The following is a 17,775-nucleotide window of genomic DNA, read 5'->3' as shown; positions in this document are numbered from 1 at the left end:
TAGAGGGCATATTCCCCCTGACTCCGGTATCTTCTTTGTCGGGCGCTGGAGTCCGGGCGCCGGCTTTCAGATTGTGCGGCCATACAGCAGTTTGCCTGCGATGGGAAGGGAAGCGTTGCCCCCTACACGCCACAGATTGCGAGCCGCAGCAGAGCGGCAAGGGGGTCAGCCTGACAAGGTCTTGAACATCTTGTAGTTTTGCAAGGTGACCCCGCCTTTGGTGACAATATTGGGGGCCTCGACGGTCCAGCCCATGCGCGTGAAAAACGGCTTTGCCTTTTCGCTGGCAAAGGTCCGAAGACGTCGCACACCGAATGTGCGGGCACGGTCTTCGATGGCAAAATAGACAGTGCGCCCCACGCCCGTGCCCATATGATCGGGGTGCACAAAGGCCAGATCGATCAGCCCCTCGCGGTCAAGGGTCATGAACCCTGCCATACGGTTGTCTATCTCGGCCACGATACCCGACACGGTATCAAACCGCCCTCGCCATGTGGCGGGTGCGGGCGCTGTCCCGGCCCAAGCGAAGCGTTGCTCGACCGAATACACATCCGCCATGCCCTGATGCACCGCGGCAAAGAAAAGCAGCGCGGCTGCATCGGTATCTTGTGGGGTGAGGTCACGCAGGTTGATTGGCATGGGCTTTCCTTTTGGCGCACATCACTAAAGCACAAGGGGGAAACGAAAAAACCGCCCCCTGTTGCCAGGGCGCGGTTTTCATCGTTGTGGTGGTGCAGCGCTGGTTAGCGGCGCAGGCCCAAACGTTTGATCAGGTCCTGATAACGCGCGTCATCTTTACCTTTGACATAGTCCAGAAGCTTCCGGCGTGTCGCAACCATTTTCAAAAGGCCACGGCGACCGTGGTTGTCTTTCTTGTGGGTTTTGAAGTGCTCGGTCAGCGTTGCGATGCGCGAGGACAGAATGGCAACCTGTACTTCGGGCGAACCGGTGTCGCCTTCTTTGGTGCCGAATTCTTTCATGACGCGTGCTTTTTCTTCTTGCGTAATCGACATCGGGGTCTCCTTTTCGAAAGGTTAAAGTGATGGCACAGGCCGGGATGTCGTCCAGCACAGGCCCGTGGAGTATCACCCGCTGACAGGAATCATCGGGCGATGGGGGCGTATAGGAAAGTTTCGCCCCCTTGGCAAAGGATTAATGCGTCGCGGGGCGCGTTGGCTTCTTTGCCCGGTGAGAGGGCATCGGCGGCTCAGCCGCGCGTTAGCCCCGCAGCGAGGGCCGAGCTGAGGGGGATAAGCGACAGGTCGCCCGGCATCAGCAACTGATCCGACTGAACCATTGCCACAATCGCACCGTCCATTGATATCAGATGGGAGTGCAGATCCTCCGGATCCGGTTCAACTGCCACTTTGGGCGCTGTCGCGGCTGCATCGCTGTCGTCCCAGACCAGCAGCAGGCTGTCATCTTCTATGTCGAAACTGCGGATATCGACGATGCCATCGGGGCTGACCCAATCACCAAGGATCACATCATCACGCCCTGCGCTGGGGGTCACCGTGTCGTTTGTTCCCGCAAGGATCACATCATCGCCGCCACCGCCATTCAGGTAATCCCCTTCGTCGATATCGGTGATGCGCGCATCCTGCCGGTCCGGATCGACGGTGCCGTCAATCGTATCGTTCCCCCATCCACCAAAGAGCGCGTCTTGCCCGCGCCCCCCAATCAGCAGGTCATCGCCCAAACCGCCCATCACGGCGTCATCCCCGCTATCCCCAAATAGCGTATCACCCCCGGCAGAGCCGTTTAGCGTATCGTGGCCCGCGCCGCCCTGCAGGATGTCATCGTCATTATGGCCGGTAAGCCCATCCGCATTCTCGGCCCCCACCAATAGATCATCGCCATCATTGCCATGCAGGTCATCGTTCCCCGCGCCGCCCCTCAAGGTATCATCGCCGCTGTCCCCAAAAACGCTGTCATCGCCATTCCGCGCCTCCACAAGGTCATCACCGCCATAGCCCGCGATCTGATCGCTGCCGCCCGAGCCGATAATCAGGTCATCCCGGGGTGTGCCGGAGATCACATCGCCAGCCGGTGCATCTTCGTCGGTGGCAGACTCCTCTTCCTCGACCCCGATGTCGATAAAGGCGGCGGCCCCGACGGTGATCAACCCCATTAATCCGGCAAGAAACAGCATGTGCAAACCCGACCCTATTGCCCGCATCACGCGGGGATACAGATGAAACGGCCCCAAAACCCAAGGCCGCATCAGCACCATAGAATCAAGAAAGTTAAGCTTGCCCTAAAGGCCCCAGAAAATCGGTTCCTGAGCATAGCGGATATACAAAGGATGCTTGGGATGCCCGTCCTTGGACAGGCCCAAATGGTACACGGGCGTTTGGCTGCGCGACAGGAGTTCTTGCACCTGCGCACCCCGTCCAAGATGTGCGCCATGGGTGCCCCAAGCCGCGATTACCTGATCGGCCCACAAGAGTCCTTCGTTCAAAATCATATCGTTATCAGGGCCGACGGGGTCTATGGCCTGACGCATCAGCTTGGGGCTGGTTTCGCGCCAGGCAAAGATATTGGTGACCTGAAACCCCCCGAAGCCCAAGGCGCGGGCACGGCGCTCGCACCGCTCGACCGTTGGGTCGTTTTCGATTTCCGTCGCTTTTGACGGATTTAGCATGACGAACAGCACCCGCTCCGCCTCGGGGTGCCAGACGCGGGTCAGACTATAGCGGTAGTTTTCGCAGTCCGAATAGACAGCCGTCGACGGCGCGTCGCCCTTGGTATGGCTGCGCGTGATCACGCAGAACCGGGCTGGTTGAACACACGCGACGGATGCAATTCGCCCGCCTTGAAACGTCCTACAGCAACGGCGCGGCCCTCAAACGACGCCCAGACCTCGTCGCCATATTCAACGTCATGGGCGATCACCATGCCGGGGTTGCCGTTGCGCAGACGAGTGGCCCCCTCTGGCGTGGCTTTCACCTCTGGCAGGTCCTGCAACCCTTGCTCTAACGGCAGCAAATGCGCGTCCAAAGCGTCTGTGCGCGCCATCTCTTCGATCTGCGCCAGCGTCAGCCCTTCAGAGGCCTCGAACGGGCCCGACCAGATGCGGCGCAATTCGCGCACGTGGCCCAGACACCCCAAGGCTTGTCCCAGATCGCGCGCAATCGACCGGACATAGCCGCCCTTGCCGCACACCATCTCCAACGTCACGTGGTCGGCATCGGGGCGGTCCACCAGCAGTAGCTGTTCGACAAAAAGCGGGCGGGCTGCCAGTTCCATCGTTTCACCGTCGCGCGCCAGTTTGTAGGCGCGCTGGCCGTCGATCTTCACTGCGGAAAACTGCGGCGGCACCTGCTGGATGTCACCGATAAATTTGCCCAAAGCATCCTTGATCGCGTCGTCATCGGGCCGCAGCTCCGAGGTTGCGATGACCTCGCCCTCGGCATCATCGGTATTTGTCGCGATCCCAAGGCGGACCGTAAACTCATAGGCTTTCATCGCGTCCGTGATAAAGGGCACCGTCTTGGTCGCCTCGCCAAGCGCGATTGCCAGAACGCCGGTGGCTTCGGGGTCAAGGGTGCCCGCATGGCCCGCCTTATTCGCGTTCAGCGCCCAACGGACCTTGTTCACCACGGTCGTAGAGGTCGGGCCAGCGGGCTTGTCCACCACCAACCACCCCGAAATATCCCGTCCCTTGCGCCTGCGTCCCATATCAAATGCCCTTAACTGATTTGCCCGCCTCCTATCAAAGGTCCGGCAAGATTGCCCAGAGACTCTGGCTTCCAAATGGTGAAAAATCCTCGCCGAAGGCAAGAAAACTGTTGTTGCGCTACGGCGCGTCGGGCTTCACGACGCCAATGATAGGGCCAAGCGCGCTAAAGCCCAAGTCATTGCGGCCCAGATCGGGTGCGCGCATCCTCGAGATATTGCCATCAAAATAAAGCGCATTTGGCAGCTTTAGGTGATCCCGGAACAGCAGCGCGAAATCATAGAAGTTCACCGTCTCGTTCGAGATGGCAAAAACCGCGCGTTTGCCATCGGCGCTGGTGCCAACGCCGTTGCGGATATAGCGCGAGGTGCCATCTTTCAGAAAGCGTGGGTGCATCTTGCCATCGATCACCAACATCGGTCCCGATTGTGTGGCGCTGCGGCAGTCGGGGGCGTCGCGCAGAAAAGCTTTGGTTTCGATCACATCGGCACGCCCGTCGCGCAGGCAGAACACGCCATTGGGCAGCAGGCCAAAGTTACCGGGGCCGTCGCTGCTGATCACCTGCTGATATTCTTTGCCGTTCTCAAGGTAGTAGCCCACCGGCGCACGGGTATCGTGATACATGCCCGCGTTCATCGCAAAGCCCAGCTGCGCGCCGCGCTTTTTCAACGCTGTATTCAATGTGTTGAAATACCCATGCGGTTTGCCGTCCGCATCGTAGAGGAACAGCTCAAGCCGGTCCTGCGTCAGGTCGACGTGGCACAGGGTATAGCCGGTGCCGTTATAAGTCAGGGTTTCGCAGGTCTCGGCTTGGACGGGCGCGGCGGCCCAGCCCATGAAGCCAAGCGCGGCCCAGAACCGTTTCACGCGTCTTCCGATCCGCGGTCGGGGGCGTCAGCATCGCGGCGCACCACGTCCTGCGCCAGCATCCGGCGCGTTTCGTCCATACGGTCGAACGTTTCGTCCAGTTGGAACCGCAGGTCCGGTGCGTATTTCAGGACCAGCTTCTTCGCCATCAACCGGCGGAGCTCGCCCTTGTTGCGCGCCAGCAGCTTAAGCACGTCTTCCTGACCGTTTCCGCCCAAAGGCAGCACATAGGCCGTTGCGATCTTCAGGTCGGGGGAGGCGCGTACTTCGCCCACGGTGATCGACATCCGGTTCAGCTCAGGGTCGTGGACATCGCCACGCGCCAGAACATCCGATAGGGCGCGACGAATGGTTTCGCCTACGCGAAGCTGCCGTTGCGACGGGCCTGAGCCCTCATGAAACTTGTTCTTTGCCATGCGCTTCATCTAAGGGTTCGCTGAGGTTTTGCCAAGCAGATCACCACGCGCTAAACCGGAACCGAATAAGGAGCATAACATGAGCGATACACCCGGCATAGTGATTACAGGGGCTTCGGGCCGCATGGGCCAGATGTTGATTGGGCAGGTTTCTGCCAGCGACAGGGTGCATCTGGCGGGTGCGGTAGAACGTGCCGGGCATGCGTGGGTCGGTCAGGATATTGGTGTTGCTATGGGCGGCACTGCTGTTGGCGTGATCGTGACCGATAACGCGGCAGAGGCGATGCAGGGCGCGCAGGCGGTCATTGATTTCACCGCTCCGGAAGCGACACTCGCTTTTGCCAAGATCGCGGCCGATGCGGGGGTGGTTCATGTTATCGGCACCACCGGTATGACCGACGCGCAGATCGGCGCGCTGGACGGACCTTCAAAGCAGACGGTGATCGTGCGGGCAGGTAACATGAGCCTGGGCGTTAATCTTTTGACCCAGTTGACCAAACGTGTCGCTGCCGCGCTTGATGAAGACTTTGATATCGAGGTGATAGAGTCGCATCACAACCAGAAGGTCGACGCGCCGTCGGGCACTGCGCTGATGCTGGGCGAAGCCGCCGCGGAAGGGCGCGGCGTCGCGCTGGCGGATGTCTCTGACCGCGGGCGTGACGGGATCACCGGTGCGCGCAAGCGGGGTGACATCGGGTTCACAGCGATCCGCGGGGGCGACATTGTGGGCGAACATGACGTTATGTTCGCCGCCGCGGGCGAGCGAATCATCTTGCGCCACATCGCGTCGGATCGCGCGGTTTTTGCGCGCGGTGCCATCAAAGCTGCCGTTTGGGGGCAGGGCAAACCTGCCGGAGCCTATGATATGCTGGACGTTCTGGGCCTGAACGACTGACGCCACCCGCCGCCCTGTCACTTAACCGTGGTGAAACTATCTTAACCTCTGGCCCGTATGTTCATGGGAACAATCTGGTTGGAGGGTGTGATGAAAAAACTGACGTTACTGACCTGCGCGGCGTTCTTTGCGCTGACCGGGGCCGCTTGGGCAGAATTCCAGAAACTGGACAGCCAGCGCGATTTCGTTTCGGTGGTGGAGGGTAAAACACTGACTCGCCCGCTGGTCGAATTGCGCGTCACCGAAAGCGGCGGCATATCGGGTACAGGTGCCGTGTGGGACGTGTCGGGCCAATGGGTCTGGAAGGGCGGGTATTTCTGCCGAAGCCTGATCTGGGGCGATGACGACCTTGGCTACAATTGTCAGGAAGTCGCTGTAAACGGTGGGAAAATCCGCTTTACCTCGGATAAGGGGGCAGGGCAGTCGGCGGTCTTCTCGTTGAAGTAGCCTCGCCCATGTGCAAGCGCCACAGGGCGCTTGGCCGTAATCTTGATCTGCGCGACGCAGGGTCAGCGCATAGGGGGCACTTGTCTTAAAAATCGACAGCGATGCCCTTTTTCTCCCAATCGCCATAGCGGACAGGTTCTGGTCCGTCGCGACCACCAAGCTCTGTCGGCAGGTCCAGTGCCTGCGCGGCCTTGCGGCGTTCGGCGGCCTCCGCCAGCGCGCGTTGCGCGGCGGCGGGAAGCTCTTGTACCATCGGCATCGGGTCGGGCGTGGGTTCTGGCGGAATATCCGGCCCGGGCTCCGGCATGGGTGTCGGATCATGGGGTGGGCTTGGCATGGGGCGTTTGCCGGCTTCGGTCATACTCTCATCCTCTTGAGGCCACTGTCCCCTTGATATACGCCGGAACCAAGCCCAGACAACCCGGGCACCCCAAAGAAGAAAGCGTATCGCATGTCAGACACCGGCGTTCAGGCCCGCAGAAGTGCGGTGTACCTTTTGGATATGATCCTGGGGGAAGAACGTCTGATGTCAGAGCTCTTGTCGGCGGGGGCGTTGGACAAGCTGCCCCCCGATGACCGCGCACGGGCGCAGCGTCTGGCGATGGATACCCTGCGCGGGATGGAACGCGCCGACCGTCTGTTGCAGAAACATCTGTCGAAATACCCGCCGCTGACTGTGCGCAACGCGCTGCGCGTCGGCACGGTCGAACTATGTCAGGGCGGCGCGGCCCACGGCGTGGTGAATGCGATGGTCGAACTAGTCGCGACGCATAAGAAACTCGGGCACCTCAAGGGGCTGACCAATGCCGTTTTGCGCAAAATCGCCGCCGAAGGGCCAGAGGCATGGGCGGCCTTGCGCGCGCCGCGCTTGCCAAAATGGCTGCGGGGTCCGCTGACCGAAGCCTGGGGGCCCGACGCGATGACGGGAATCGAGGCCGCGCATTTCGCAGGTGCGCCACTGGATCTGACCGCGAAACGAGATCCTGAAAGTTTGGCCGCGGCCGTGGGCGGCACCGTCTTGCCGACCGGTTCGGTGCGCGTCGCCGATGCGGGGCAGGTCACCACCATGCCCGGTTTTGCCGAAGGCGATTGGTGGGTGCAGGACGCCGCCGCCGCGCTGCCCGTTAAAATCCTTGCGCCACAAAAAGGCGAGGCCGTGCTCGACCTTTGCGCCGCGCCCGGGGGCAAAACCATGCAGCTTGCCGCCGCAGGTGCGCAGGTGACGGCGGTCGATAACTCCAAGCAGCGGATGCAGCGGGTTCGGGAAAACCTTGCACGGGTGCATCTGCCGGCCAAAGTCGTTGTCGTCGATGCGCGCCGGTTCGAGGGGACGTTTGACGCGATTCTGCTGGATGCGCCTTGCTCTGCTACGGGCACGATCCGTCGTCACCCCGATCTGCCCCACGCCAAGGATGGGTCCGAATTCGGTGATCTGATCGAGCTGCAGTCGGAAATGATCGACCATGCGTGGTCCCTGCTCAACCCCGGGGGGCGCTTGATTTTCTGCACCTGCTCCCTGCTGCCCGACGAAGGCGAAGTGCAGGTCGACGAGGCGTTGGAACGTCATGCGGATATGCGGGTCGACCGCGACGCTTTGGCTGTGCCCGGTGTTGATCCCGCGTGGACAACCCAAGAGGGCGGCCTGCGTTTGCGCCCCGATTACTGGCCTGAACTGGGCGGCATGGACGGGTTTTACATCGCCTGCCTGCGCAAGGACGCCTAAAGGCCCAACCTGATGCGGGCGGATTTGCGTCGCCCGCAAAAACCCGTGTCAAAATGCGGTGACTCAGGTGGCAACAGCGGCTAACATCCGCAAAACGCCAGCAGAGCGTACAAGGGCAGCCGCATGACAAGTACCAGCTTCAATGCGCGAAAAACGCGTTTTCTAAATCGGTGGCACGCCCGTGCCGCGACCAAAACGCGTACCCAAGCGAGGGGATTCGTTTCCTCTCCCGAACCGCGCACCATCGGGTCTTTTGCGCGGGGCCGGCAGCTGATCGCGGGCAACCTTCTGTTTTCCGGCAGTCTGATCGAAGCGCCGGACGCGTCAAGCCTGTGGGAAGTCGCCACGCCGGATCAGGATTTCGCGCGTGATCTGCACGGTTTCGCCTGGATGGATGATCTGGCTGCGGTTGGCGACGTGCGGGCCCGCGGCACGGCGCAGCGTTGGCTTTGGGGCTGGATCGACCACTACGGCAAGGGCCGAGGCATCGGCTGGACCCCTGATCTGACCGGCCGGCGGCTGATCCGCTGGATCAACCACGCGCTGTTTGTACTGCGTGGCACCTCGCAAGACGAAAGCGATGTTTTCTATCGCTCGCTGGTCGAACAAACGGATTTCCTGTCGCGCCGTTGGCATGCCGCAGCCCCGGGATTGCCGCGGTTCGAGGCGCTGACCGGGTTGATCTACGCGGGTCTTTCGCTTGAGGGGCAAGAGGCGCGCGCCGATCCGGCGATCAAGGCACTGGCCCGCGAATGCGAGGCGCAGATCGATGCGCAGGGCGGCCTGCCCACCCGCAACCCCGAAGAGCTGTTGCACGCATTTACCCTTCTGACATGGGCCGCCGCCGCGCTAAGCGATGCGGGACGCGGCACGCCAACTGCGCATATGGAGGCGATTGAACGCATCGCGCCTACCCTGCGCACCCTGCGGCATTCCGACGGCGGGCTGGCGCGGTTTCATGGCGGCGGGCGCGGGGCCGAAGGCTGGCTGGATCACGCGCTGGCCACGGCGAAGATCAAGACGCGCCAGCCGGACGGGCTGTCGATGGGGTATGCGCGCCTGTCCGCGGGGCGCACCAGTGTGATCGTCGACGCCAGCCCGCCCCCCGGCGGGGCCGCATCGTTCAATGCCCATGCCTCTACGCTTGCGTTCGAACTGACCAGCGGGCGGCGCCCTTTGGTCGTGAACTGCGGGCCGGGCGATTCATTTGGCGCTGATTGGCGGCGGGCGGGGCGTGCGACACCGTCGCATTCCGGCCTGTCGCTTGGCGGCTATTCCAGCGCGCGACTGGCGGAGCCCGACCGGCACACGGGTGCCGAGGCTTTGATCGAATGCCCCACCTATGTGCCCGTCGAAATCGGCTCCGTCGGGGACGGCACCCAGTTTCAGGGCGCGCATAATGGCTATGTCGCGGGCTTTGGCCTGACCCATGCCCGCAGCCTGGAACTGACCCACGACGGTCGCGGCCTCGCGGGGGAGGACATGCTGCTCGCGATAGAGCCCGCTGAAAAGCGTGTCTTTGATCGGGAAATGGATGCGGTGAAGCTTGCCGGTATCCCGTTCGAGATTCGTTTCCATCTGCACCCGGATGTGGATGCCACCGTCGATCTGGGCGGGGCGGCAATTTCCATGGCCCAGAAAAGCGGCGAGATCTGGGTGTTCCGTCATGATGGGACGCATAAACTGTCTTTGGAACCAAGCGTTTACCTTGAGCGCAACCGGCTGAAACCCCGCGCGTCGGTGCAAATTCTGCTTAGCGGGCGGGTCGTCGACTATGCCAGCAGGGTCAGGTGGTCCTTGTCCAAAGCGCAGGAAACTGCGATTGGCGTGCGAGATTTATCGCTCGACGATCCATATGATGACCAAGACTGACCAAAGGAACCTCCCCGATGCCTGATCTTCACCCCGTCTCCCGCGCGCTTCTTTCCGTATCTGACAAGACCGGTCTGGTCGAGCTGGGGCAGGCGCTCGCGGCGCATGGGGTCGAATTGCTGAGCACCGGCGGCACCGCCAAGGCGCTGCGCGACGCAGGTCTGACGGTGAAAGATGTGTCCGAGGTCACCGGTTTCCCCGAGATGATGGACGGTCGGGTCAAGACGCTGCACCCCGTCGTGCACGGTGGGTTGCTGGCGCTGCGTGACAATGACGAACACGTCGCGGCGATGGACAAACATGACATTGGCCCGATCGATCTGGTTGTGGTGAACCTGTATCCCTTTGAAGAAACCGTCGCCAAAGGGGCGGAATATGCCGAGGTGATCGAGAATATCGATATCGGTGGCCCTGCGATGATCCGTTCTGCCGCGAAGAACCACGGTTTTGTGAATGTGATCGTCGATGTCGAAGATTATGCGACAGTGATCAACGAACTGTCCGAGAATAACGGGCAGACCACCTATGCGCTGCGCCAGCGTTTGGCGCAGACGGCCTATGCCCGCACGGCGGCCTATGACACGGCTGTCAGCACATGGATGGCCGCGCAGGTCGGGGACACCCCGCGTCGTCGTACCGTGGGCGGCACGCTGGCGCAGACCTTGCGCTACGGCGAGAACCCCCACCAGCAAGCGGCCTTCTACACCGATGGCTCGGCACGTCCCGGTGTTGCTACGGCGACCCAGCATCAGGGTAAAGAACTGTCGTATAACAATATCAACGACACCGATGCGGCCTTTGAACTGGTCAGCGAATTCGATCCGGCCAATGGGCCTGCCTGTGCGATCATCAAGCACGCCAACCCCTGCGGCGTGGCGCAAGGCACGTCGATGGTGGATGCCTATACCCGCGCGTTCGACTGCGACCGCACCAGCGCCTTTGGCGGGATTATCGCGCTGAACCAGACGCTTGACGCCGAAACCGCCGAGGCGATCAGCGCGATCTTTACCGAGGTCGTGATCGCGCCGAACGCTACACCCGAAGCGATGGAGATTTTTGGCAAGAAGAAGAACCTACGCTTGCTGACCACCAACGGTCTGGCCGATCCGGCACAGGCAGCGTTGTCGTTTCGTCAGGTGTCGGGGGGCTATCTGGTGCAGGACAAAGACGTTGGCCGCATCACCATGGATGACCTGAAGGTCGTGACAAAGCGGCAGCCGTCCGATCAAGAGCTGTCGGACCTGATGTTCGCTTGGACCGTCGCGAAACACGTGAAATCCAACGCAATCATCTACGTCAAGGATGGCGCGACCGTGGGCGTCGGTGCCGGCCAGATGAGCCGCGTCGACAGCACGCGTATCGCCGCACGCAAAGCGCAGGATATGGCCGAAGCCATGGGCTTGCCCGCACCGCTGACGCAGGGCTCTGTCGTCGCTTCCGATGCGTTCTTCCCCTTTGCTGACGGGTTGATCACTGCCGCAGAAGCAGGGGCGACGGCGCTTATTCAGCCCGGCGGGTCGATGCGGGATGACGAAGTGATCGCAGCAGCGGATGAGGCCGGGCTTGCCATGGTCTTTACCGGCATGCGCCACTTCCGCCACTAACCACGGAAAGCGGTCGTTATGCGTACTATTTTTTGGGCCGGTTTTGCGGCGTTTCTTGCGGATCAGCTCAGCAAGTATCTTGTCGTGCATACGATGGAGCTTAGCCGTATCCGGTCCATCGACGTATTGCCGCCGCTGATCAACTTTCGCTACGGCGAGAACCGCGGGATCAACTTTGGCCTTTTCGGTGACGGGTCCGACGCAAGTCGTTGGATCCTCATCGGGCTGGCCTGTGCAATCTGTGTGGGCGTGCTGATCTGGGCAAGCCGTCAAACCATGAGCCTTTGGGCCAATATCAGCGCAGGTCTGCTGATCGGGGGGGCGTTGGCCAATGTGGTTGATCGCCTGATCTACGGCTATGTGCTTGATTTCTTGAACATGTCTTGCTGCGGGATCAATAATCCTTTCGTGTTCAACATCGCCGATGTCTTCATTTTTGCGGGCGCTTTGGGGCTGATTTACTTTACCGGCGACACCAAAAAACCGGCGAAAGCCACACCGAAAAAGGCCCAGAAAAAAGGCCAGTGACAATTACCGCGTGACTGCGATATTGGTACAAAGACCTTAACAAGTCCTTAAGGAGATCCGTCATGCGCTTTGTCGCCGCTCTTGTCTTGCTACCGCTTGCCCTTGGGGCCTGCGGCAACACTGGCCTGCGGGACATTCGCAGCACTGCGAAAGGGCCTGACGAATTCATGGTCCAGCCCTCTAAACCCTTGCAGCAGCCTGATAGCTATAACGCGCTGCCCGTGCCAACGCCGGGGCAGGCGAACCTGACGGACCGCAACGCGATTGCCGAAGGGGTTCTGGCCTTTGGCGGCACACCGCAAAGCAATACGACAGGCATCCCCGCCTCGGATGCCGCGCTCGTGCAACAGGCCAGCCGCATGGGCGTGTCGGCGAACATCCGTCAGGAACTTGCCGAAACCGATGCTGCGTTCCGCAAGCGCAAGGCGCGGTTCACGCAGATCAAGATCGTGCCGACAGATCGCTACGACCAAGCCTACAAACGCCAGATCCTGGATGCCCCCCGCGAGGCCGCGCGCTGGCGTCGGGCCGGTGCACGCACGCCCTCCGCCCCTCCGGCAGAGTGACGCTGGCCGAATTACAATTCTGTTAGGTCCCTTGATCACCCCGTGGGGTGGCGTAAGTAAGAGGTCTCAGGACCCTGCTCAAAGGACCGACCATGATCAGATTACCGGCCCTCGGGGCCCTATTGGCGCTTGCGCTGCCCACCACAGCCGCGCTTGCGCGTGACAACGAAGACGTCACGCATTTCACCTTGGACAACGGGATGGAGGTCGTGGTCGTCGAAGACCACCGCGCCCCCGCTGTGCAGCAGATGGTGTGGTACCGCGCTGGCTCGGCGGACGAACCCAAAGGGTCGTCGGGCGTGGCGCATTTTCTGGAACACCTGCTTTTCAAAGCCACCGACAAGATGGAGTCGGGCGAGTTTTCAGCCACGGTTGCCAAGAATGGCGGGCGCGATAACGCCTTCACCAGTTATGATTATACCGCCTATTTCCAACGGGTTGCCGCAGACCGGCTTGAGCTGATGATGCAGATGGAATCCGACCGGATGAAAAACATCCGCCTCACACCGGAAAACATCGCGACCGAACGGGATGTGATCATCGAAGAACGCAACCAACGCACCGAAAATGACCCGAGCGCGCTGTTCCGTGAACAGCTTAATGCCGCGCAATACCTCAACCACCGCTACGGCACGCCGATCATCGGATGGATGCACGAGATGCGCGCGCTGGACCTGCAGGATGCGCTGGATTTCTACAAGCTGTATTACTCCCCCAACAACGCGATCCTTGTCGTGTCTGGGGATGTAGAGCCTGAAAACGTTCGCACCCTGGCAGAACAATATTACGGCAAGATCCCCGCCAATCCGGATCTGCCCGACCGATCGCGAACGCAAGAGCCGCCACAGACCGCCGAACGTCGCCTGATCTTTCGCGATGACCGCGTTGCACAGGAATACGTCAGCCGGTCCTATCTGGCGCAGGAACGGGATCCCGGCGACCAGAAAACCGCAGCGGCCCTGACCATGTTGGCCGAACTGCTGGGCGGTGGCACCACATCCTATTTCGCCGAAAAACTGCAGTTTGACGAGCCCGTCGCGACCTATTCAGCGGCGTTCTATAGCGGTCAATCGCTGGACGATACGACTTTTAACCTTGTCGTTGTGCCGCAACCGGGCGTGTCCTTGCAGGACGCCGAAGATGCCATGGACACCGCCATCGCGGGTTTCATGAAAGACGGGGTGGATGCCGAGCAACTTGAACGGATCAAGCAACAGGTCCGAGCCGAACAAATCTATGCCCGCGATAACGCCGACAGCGTCGCCAACCGTTATGGCAGCGCCCTTGCCATTGGGTTGACCGTGCAGGACGTGCAGGATTGGCCGGATGTGCTTGAGGCCGTAACAGCCGAAGACATCATGCAGGCCGCCGAAGATGTGTTTAACCGCGAAGCCTCTGTCACAGGGTGGCTGATGCGCGAAGAGGTGACGGAATGAGACTGTTTTACGCAATCGTCCTGACGGTTCTGGCCGCGCTGCCCGCCCGGGCAGAGGTGGACATCCAAGAGGTGACGTCCCCCGGTGGCATCACCGCGTGGCTGGTAGAGGAGCATTCGATCCCCTTCGTCGCACTTGATGTGCGCTTTCGCGGCGGTGCATCGCTGGATGCCCCCGAAAAACGCGGCGCAATCAACCTGATGACGGGCCTGCTGGAAGAGGGGGCCGGTGACATGGACGCACGCGATTTCGCCCGTGCCGCCGAAGGACTGGCCAGCAGCTTCCGGTTCAGCGTGGATGACGACGCGCTTTCCGTATCCTCGCGGTTTCTCACCGAAAATCAGGATGCTTCGATCGCGTTGTTGAAACAGGCGTTGCAGACGCCTCGGTTTGACCCGGATGCGATTGAACGGGTGCGCGGGCAGGTGCTTTCGGGGATCCGCTCCAGCGCGAAAGACCCGAACGATATCGCGCGCAAAAAGATGGACGAGCTGCTGTATGGCGATCACCCCTACGGTTCGCCGCTCAGCGGGACCGAAGAAACGGTGACCGCTCTGACACGCGATGACCTTGTCGCGGCACATAAGGCTGTGCTGGCGCGCGACCGTATCTTCATCGGTGCGGTGGGGGACATCACGCCTGAAGAGCTGGGTCTGATGCTTGACGAACTGTTGGGCGATCTGCCCGAAACCGGTGCACCGCTGCCCCCACAGGCCGAGGTCTCTATCCCGTCGGGCACCACGGTCGTCGATTTCCCGACACCCCAATCTGTCGCGATTTTTGCGCAAAAGGGCATTTCCCAGAAGGATGATGATTTCTTTGCCGCGACCGTGTTGAACCAAGTGGTTGGCGGTGGATCGTTCGAAAGCCGTCTGATGACCGAAGTGCGCGAGAAACGCGGGCTGACCTATGGCGTCTATTCCTATCTGGTGCCAATGGATCTGGCTGAAACATGGCAAGGATCGGTCAGTTCGGCGAACGACCGGATCGGGCAGGCGATGGATGTGATCAAGGACGAATGGGCCAAAGCCGCGGCCGAGGGCGTGACCCAGCAAGAGTTGGACGATGCCAAGACCTATATCACAGGCTCCTACCCGCTGCGTTTTGACGGCAACCAGACCATCGCGAGCATCCTTGTGGGGATGCAGATGATCGACCTGCCCATCGACTATATCGCCACGCGCAACGACAAGGTCGAGGCGGTGACGCTGGACGATGTGAAACGTGTTGCCGACGACCTGCTGGACCCTGACGGGCTGGCCTTTGTTGTTGTCGGCCAACCCGAAGGGATCGAGGCCACGGCGCAGGAAAGCGACTGACCGCTGCCTCCAACACAGGACCGGACACAAAAAACGGGCGCTTCTCAGCGCCCGTTTTCGTTTCAGGACATCGGCAGCTTATTCGCCGTAAGGGATCCAGATATTCTTGACCTCGGTCGCGGCGTGCAAGAACGCTTTGCCTTCACCCTCTGCGCCGTCCCAGTCGCGGGCCATGCCGTTGTTGACCCATGTGCGCTTCAGGTTTTGCGCGCTGGCCCGCTCCACGGTTTCGCTTTGCGCCTTGTCGCCAAAGCTCCAGACCGCATCCACGTCCATATGCCGCGCCAGTGTTTCGGCGATGTCCTTCTGCGGCCCGGTCAGGATATTCACCACACCCGCCGGCACGTCAGAGGTTTCAAGCACCTGCACGAAATCCGTCGCAGCAAGCGGGAAGGGGGCGCTGGCGGACAAAATGATCCGGTTACCCATCGCAATCACCGGTGCCATGCAAGAGATCAGCCCCAGCAAAGGTGCCTCCGCCGGGCAAAGCGCGCCGATCACGCCCACAGGTTCCTTCATGGCAAGCGCCACGCCGCGGATCGGCACGCCATGCACCTGCCCATCATACTTGTCGGCCCACGCCGCATAGGTGAACAGACGTTTGACCGCGAGATCGACTTCGGATTTACCGGTTTTAGCGCCCTGCATCGCATCCAGACGCCGTGCGAATTCATCCCCGCGTGCCGCCAGATTTTCAGCGATATAATAGAGGATCTGCGCGCGCAGATGACCGGTGGTCTTGCTCCACCCCTTTGCGGCATGAGCCGCTTCCGCGGCATTGCGCACATCCTTGCGCGACGCGAGCGAGACATGGCCCAGCAGATCGCCGGACTTGCCCCAGACCGGTGCGGAATAGCCGCTGTCGGGTCGGCTTTGCTTGCCGCCAATATAAAGCTTGGCTGTCCGGTCGATCGGGTCCGCTGGCGTGCCGCTGCCGGAAAAGGCCGTGATCTCTTTCAACGGTTTTTGCGTGGTTTTCGGACGGGTATAGGCCGCCAGCCCTTCCCAGCCGCCTTCGCGGCCAAAGCCGCTTTCGCGCACACCGCCAAAGCCCGCCGCCGCATCCATCATATTGGTGCCATTCACCCAGACGATGCCCGATACCAGCTTGGGCGCGATATCCAGCGCGAGGTTGATATTCTCGGACCAGACCGTCGCCGCCAGCCCGTAACGGGTGTTATTGGCCAGCTCGACCGCCTCGGCAGGGGTGCGGAAGGTGGTGGATACCAGCACGGGGCCAAAGATCTCGTCCTGCATCAACGGATCGGCAGGGTTCATGCCGGTGATCAATGTGGGCGGATAATAGCATCCGGTCGCGGGGATATCGCCTGCGGTAAACACCTCGCCACCGGTGTTGGCGGCGACCATTTCGGTCACGCGTTGCACCTGAACGGGGTCCACCAGCGCGCCCACATCCACGGATTTGTCCAGCGGATCACCGACCCGCAGCTTCGCCATCCGCGCCCGCAGCTTAGCATAGAACCGATCCGCCACGGGCTCATGCACCAGCAGGCGAGAGCCTGCACAGCAGACCTGCCCCTGATTGAACCAGATCGCATCCACCAACCCCTCGACGGCCGAATCCAGATCTGCATCGTCGAAAACGATATAGGGCGACTTGCCCCCCAGCTCGAGCGTCAGCGCCTTGCCGCTTCCGGCGGTCGCCTCGCGGATGCGCCGCCCGACAGGGGTCGATCCGGTAAAGGCGATCTTGTCTACCTCAGCCTGCACGATCATCTCGCCCACGGCGCCGTCACCGGTGACAATATTGACGACACCCTTGGGCAAGCCCGCCTGCACACAGATATCGGCAAACAGCAGCGCGGTCAGCGACGTATACTCCGCCGGTTTCAATACCACCGTATTCCCCATCGCCAAAGCAGGGGCCACCTTCCACGCCAGCATCAGCAGCGGGAAGTTCCACGGGATGATCTGCCCGCATACGCCAAGCGCGTCTGCGTCGGGTAGCTCGGACTCCATCAGCTGGGCCATGCCCGCGTGGTAATAGAAATGCCGCTGCGCCAAGGGCACATCCACATCGCGCGCCTCGCGGATGGGTTTGCCGTTGTCCAGCGTTTCCAGCACGGCGAACAACCGGCTGTGTTTCTGCAGCAACCGCGCCAGCGCATAAAGGAACCGCGCCCGTCCGTGACCGCCCAGCTTGGCCCATTTGGGCTGTGCCTTGCGCGCCGCGGCAACCGCGGTGTCGACCTCTGCCTGGCTGGCCTGCGTCAACGTTGCCAGCACATTGCCATTGGCGGGGTTGCGGCTTTCGAAATCATCCCGCGCCTCGGTGAACGCGCCGTCGATGAAATGCCCGAAACGGCTGCCCTGATCGACCAGCCACGCCAGTGCGTCAGCGGCATTTTCCGGTGCCGTCCCATAGTCCATGGTTTCATAGATTTCGGACACGCTCATGGGTT

The 17,775-nt window shown here is 61.3% G+C and carries 18 protein-coding genes; 9 read left to right on the top strand and 9 right to left on the bottom strand.

The window, feature by feature from the left end; genetic code table 11:
- Nucleotides 1–165: 165 nt before the first annotated feature.
- The 7 genes from ABM428_RS00465 to rbfA form a co-directional block, all read right to left on the bottom strand.
- Nucleotides 166–639: a GNAT family N-acetyltransferase gene (locus ABM428_RS00465; protein WP_132997870.1), complete on the bottom strand. Its 474-nt coding sequence runs from the start codon at nucleotides 637–639 to the stop codon at nucleotides 166–168.
- A gap of 104 nt (nucleotides 640–743) precedes the next feature.
- Entirely contained in the window at nucleotides 744–1,013 is a 270-nt protein-coding gene (rpsO, locus tag ABM428_RS00460) for a 30S ribosomal protein S15 (protein ID WP_005850267.1), read from the bottom strand.
- Nucleotides 1,014–1,207: 194 nt separating this feature from the next.
- Nucleotides 1,208–2,152 carry a calcium-binding protein gene (locus tag ABM428_RS00455; RefSeq protein ID WP_132997871.1) on the bottom strand — a complete coding sequence of 315 codons (945 nt, stop codon included), beginning with the start codon at nucleotides 2,150–2,152 and terminating at the stop codon, nucleotides 1,208–1,210.
- Nucleotides 2,153–2,257: 105 nt separating this feature from the next.
- Entirely contained in the window at nucleotides 2,258–2,767 is a 510-nt protein-coding gene (locus ABM428_RS00450; RefSeq protein WP_132997872.1) for a DUF1643 domain-containing protein, read from the bottom strand.
- Complete coding sequence (gene truB, locus ABM428_RS00445) at nucleotides 2,764–3,681, bottom strand: tRNA pseudouridine(55) synthase TruB (RefSeq protein WP_005850261.1); 918 nt, start codon at nucleotides 3,679–3,681, stop codon at nucleotides 2,764–2,766. The genes ABM428_RS00450 and truB overlap by 4 nt, the downstream gene beginning before the upstream one ends.
- 118 nt (nucleotides 3,682–3,799) lie before the next feature.
- The gene (locus ABM428_RS00440; protein WP_132997874.1) at nucleotides 3,800–4,546 is read right to left on the bottom strand and encodes a phosphodiester glycosidase family protein; all 747 of its coding nucleotides are present in this window, start codon (nucleotides 4,544–4,546) and stop codon (nucleotides 3,800–3,802) included.
- On the bottom strand, nucleotides 4,543–4,962 hold the full coding sequence (gene rbfA / locus ABM428_RS00435) for a 30S ribosome-binding factor RbfA (protein ID WP_168592275.1): 420 nt from the start codon (nucleotides 4,960–4,962) through the stop codon (nucleotides 4,543–4,545). Before rbfA ends, ABM428_RS00440 begins: the two co-directional genes overlap by 4 nt.
- Before the next feature lie 79 nt (nucleotides 4,963–5,041).
- Here rbfA and dapB point away from each other — a divergent pair, with 79 nt between their 5' ends.
- The gene (dapB, locus tag ABM428_RS00430) at nucleotides 5,042–5,857 is read left to right on the top strand and encodes a 4-hydroxy-tetrahydrodipicolinate reductase (protein ID WP_260004060.1); all 816 of its coding nucleotides are present in this window, start codon (nucleotides 5,042–5,044) and stop codon (nucleotides 5,855–5,857) included.
- 90 nt (nucleotides 5,858–5,947) lie between these two features.
- Nucleotides 5,948–6,304, top strand: a complete 357-nt coding sequence (locus tag ABM428_RS00425; protein WP_235183737.1) for a dihydrodipicolinate reductase — start codon at nucleotides 5,948–5,950, stop codon at nucleotides 6,302–6,304.
- An 85-nt stretch (nucleotides 6,305–6,389) separates the two neighbouring features.
- On the opposite strand, the gene ABM428_RS17710 is transcribed toward ABM428_RS00425, so the two are convergent.
- Nucleotides 6,390–6,665 carry a DUF1674 domain-containing protein gene (locus ABM428_RS17710; protein ID WP_005850250.1) on the bottom strand — a complete coding sequence of 92 codons (276 nt, stop codon included), beginning with the start codon at nucleotides 6,663–6,665 and terminating at the stop codon, nucleotides 6,390–6,392.
- A 90-nt stretch (nucleotides 6,666–6,755) separates the two neighbouring features.
- On the opposite strand from ABM428_RS17710, the gene ABM428_RS00415 reads away from it, so the two are divergent.
- From ABM428_RS00415 to ABM428_RS00385, 7 genes are all read left to right on the top strand, one after another.
- Complete coding sequence (locus tag ABM428_RS00415) at nucleotides 6,756–8,027, top strand: RsmB/NOP family class I SAM-dependent RNA methyltransferase (protein WP_064217029.1); 1,272 nt, start codon at nucleotides 6,756–6,758, stop codon at nucleotides 8,025–8,027.
- A gap of 123 nt (nucleotides 8,028–8,150) precedes the next feature.
- The gene (locus ABM428_RS00410) at nucleotides 8,151–9,899 is read left to right on the top strand and encodes a heparinase II/III family protein (protein WP_064217030.1); all 1,749 of its coding nucleotides are present in this window, start codon (nucleotides 8,151–8,153) and stop codon (nucleotides 9,897–9,899) included.
- Nucleotides 9,900–9,916: 17 nt separating this feature from the next.
- Nucleotides 9,917–11,503: a bifunctional phosphoribosylaminoimidazolecarboxamide formyltransferase/IMP cyclohydrolase gene (gene purH, locus ABM428_RS00405; RefSeq protein ID WP_132997876.1), complete on the top strand. Its 1,587-nt coding sequence runs from the start codon at nucleotides 9,917–9,919 to the stop codon at nucleotides 11,501–11,503.
- A gap of 18 nt (nucleotides 11,504–11,521) precedes the next feature.
- Nucleotides 11,522–12,031, top strand: coding sequence for a signal peptidase II (lspA, locus tag ABM428_RS00400; RefSeq protein WP_168592271.1), 510 nt, complete (start codon nucleotides 11,522–11,524; stop codon nucleotides 12,029–12,031).
- A 62-nt stretch (nucleotides 12,032–12,093) separates the two neighbouring features.
- Nucleotides 12,094–12,597 (top strand): DUF3035 domain-containing protein, encoded by a 504-nt coding sequence (locus tag ABM428_RS00395; RefSeq protein ID WP_009825462.1) that lies wholly within the window; start codon nucleotides 12,094–12,096, stop codon nucleotides 12,595–12,597.
- A gap of 92 nt (nucleotides 12,598–12,689) precedes the next feature.
- Complete coding sequence (locus ABM428_RS00390) at nucleotides 12,690–14,033, top strand: pitrilysin family protein (RefSeq protein ID WP_165934337.1); 1,344 nt, start codon at nucleotides 12,690–12,692, stop codon at nucleotides 14,031–14,033.
- Nucleotides 14,030–15,352 carry a pitrilysin family protein gene (locus tag ABM428_RS00385; protein WP_132997878.1) on the top strand — a complete coding sequence of 441 codons (1,323 nt, stop codon included), beginning with the start codon at nucleotides 14,030–14,032 and terminating at the stop codon, nucleotides 15,350–15,352. The genes ABM428_RS00390 and ABM428_RS00385 overlap by 4 nt, the downstream gene beginning before the upstream one ends.
- A 78-nt stretch (nucleotides 15,353–15,430) precedes the next feature.
- Here the strand turns inward: ABM428_RS00385 and ABM428_RS00380 are convergent, their stop codons facing one another.
- Nucleotides 15,431–17,770, bottom strand: coding sequence for an aldehyde dehydrogenase family protein (locus ABM428_RS00380; protein WP_353628051.1), 2,340 nt, complete (start codon nucleotides 17,768–17,770; stop codon nucleotides 15,431–15,433).
- Between the last annotated feature and the right edge of the window lie 5 nt (nucleotides 17,771–17,775).

Origin of the sequence: Sulfitobacter sp. TCYB15, assembly GCF_040435955.1 — a bacterium.
GTDB lineage: Bacteria > Pseudomonadota > Alphaproteobacteria > Rhodobacterales > Rhodobacteraceae > Sulfitobacter > Sulfitobacter pontiacus.
Note: the sequence above shows the minus strand (reverse complement) of the source record. Positions and strands in the feature narration are given on the sequence as shown.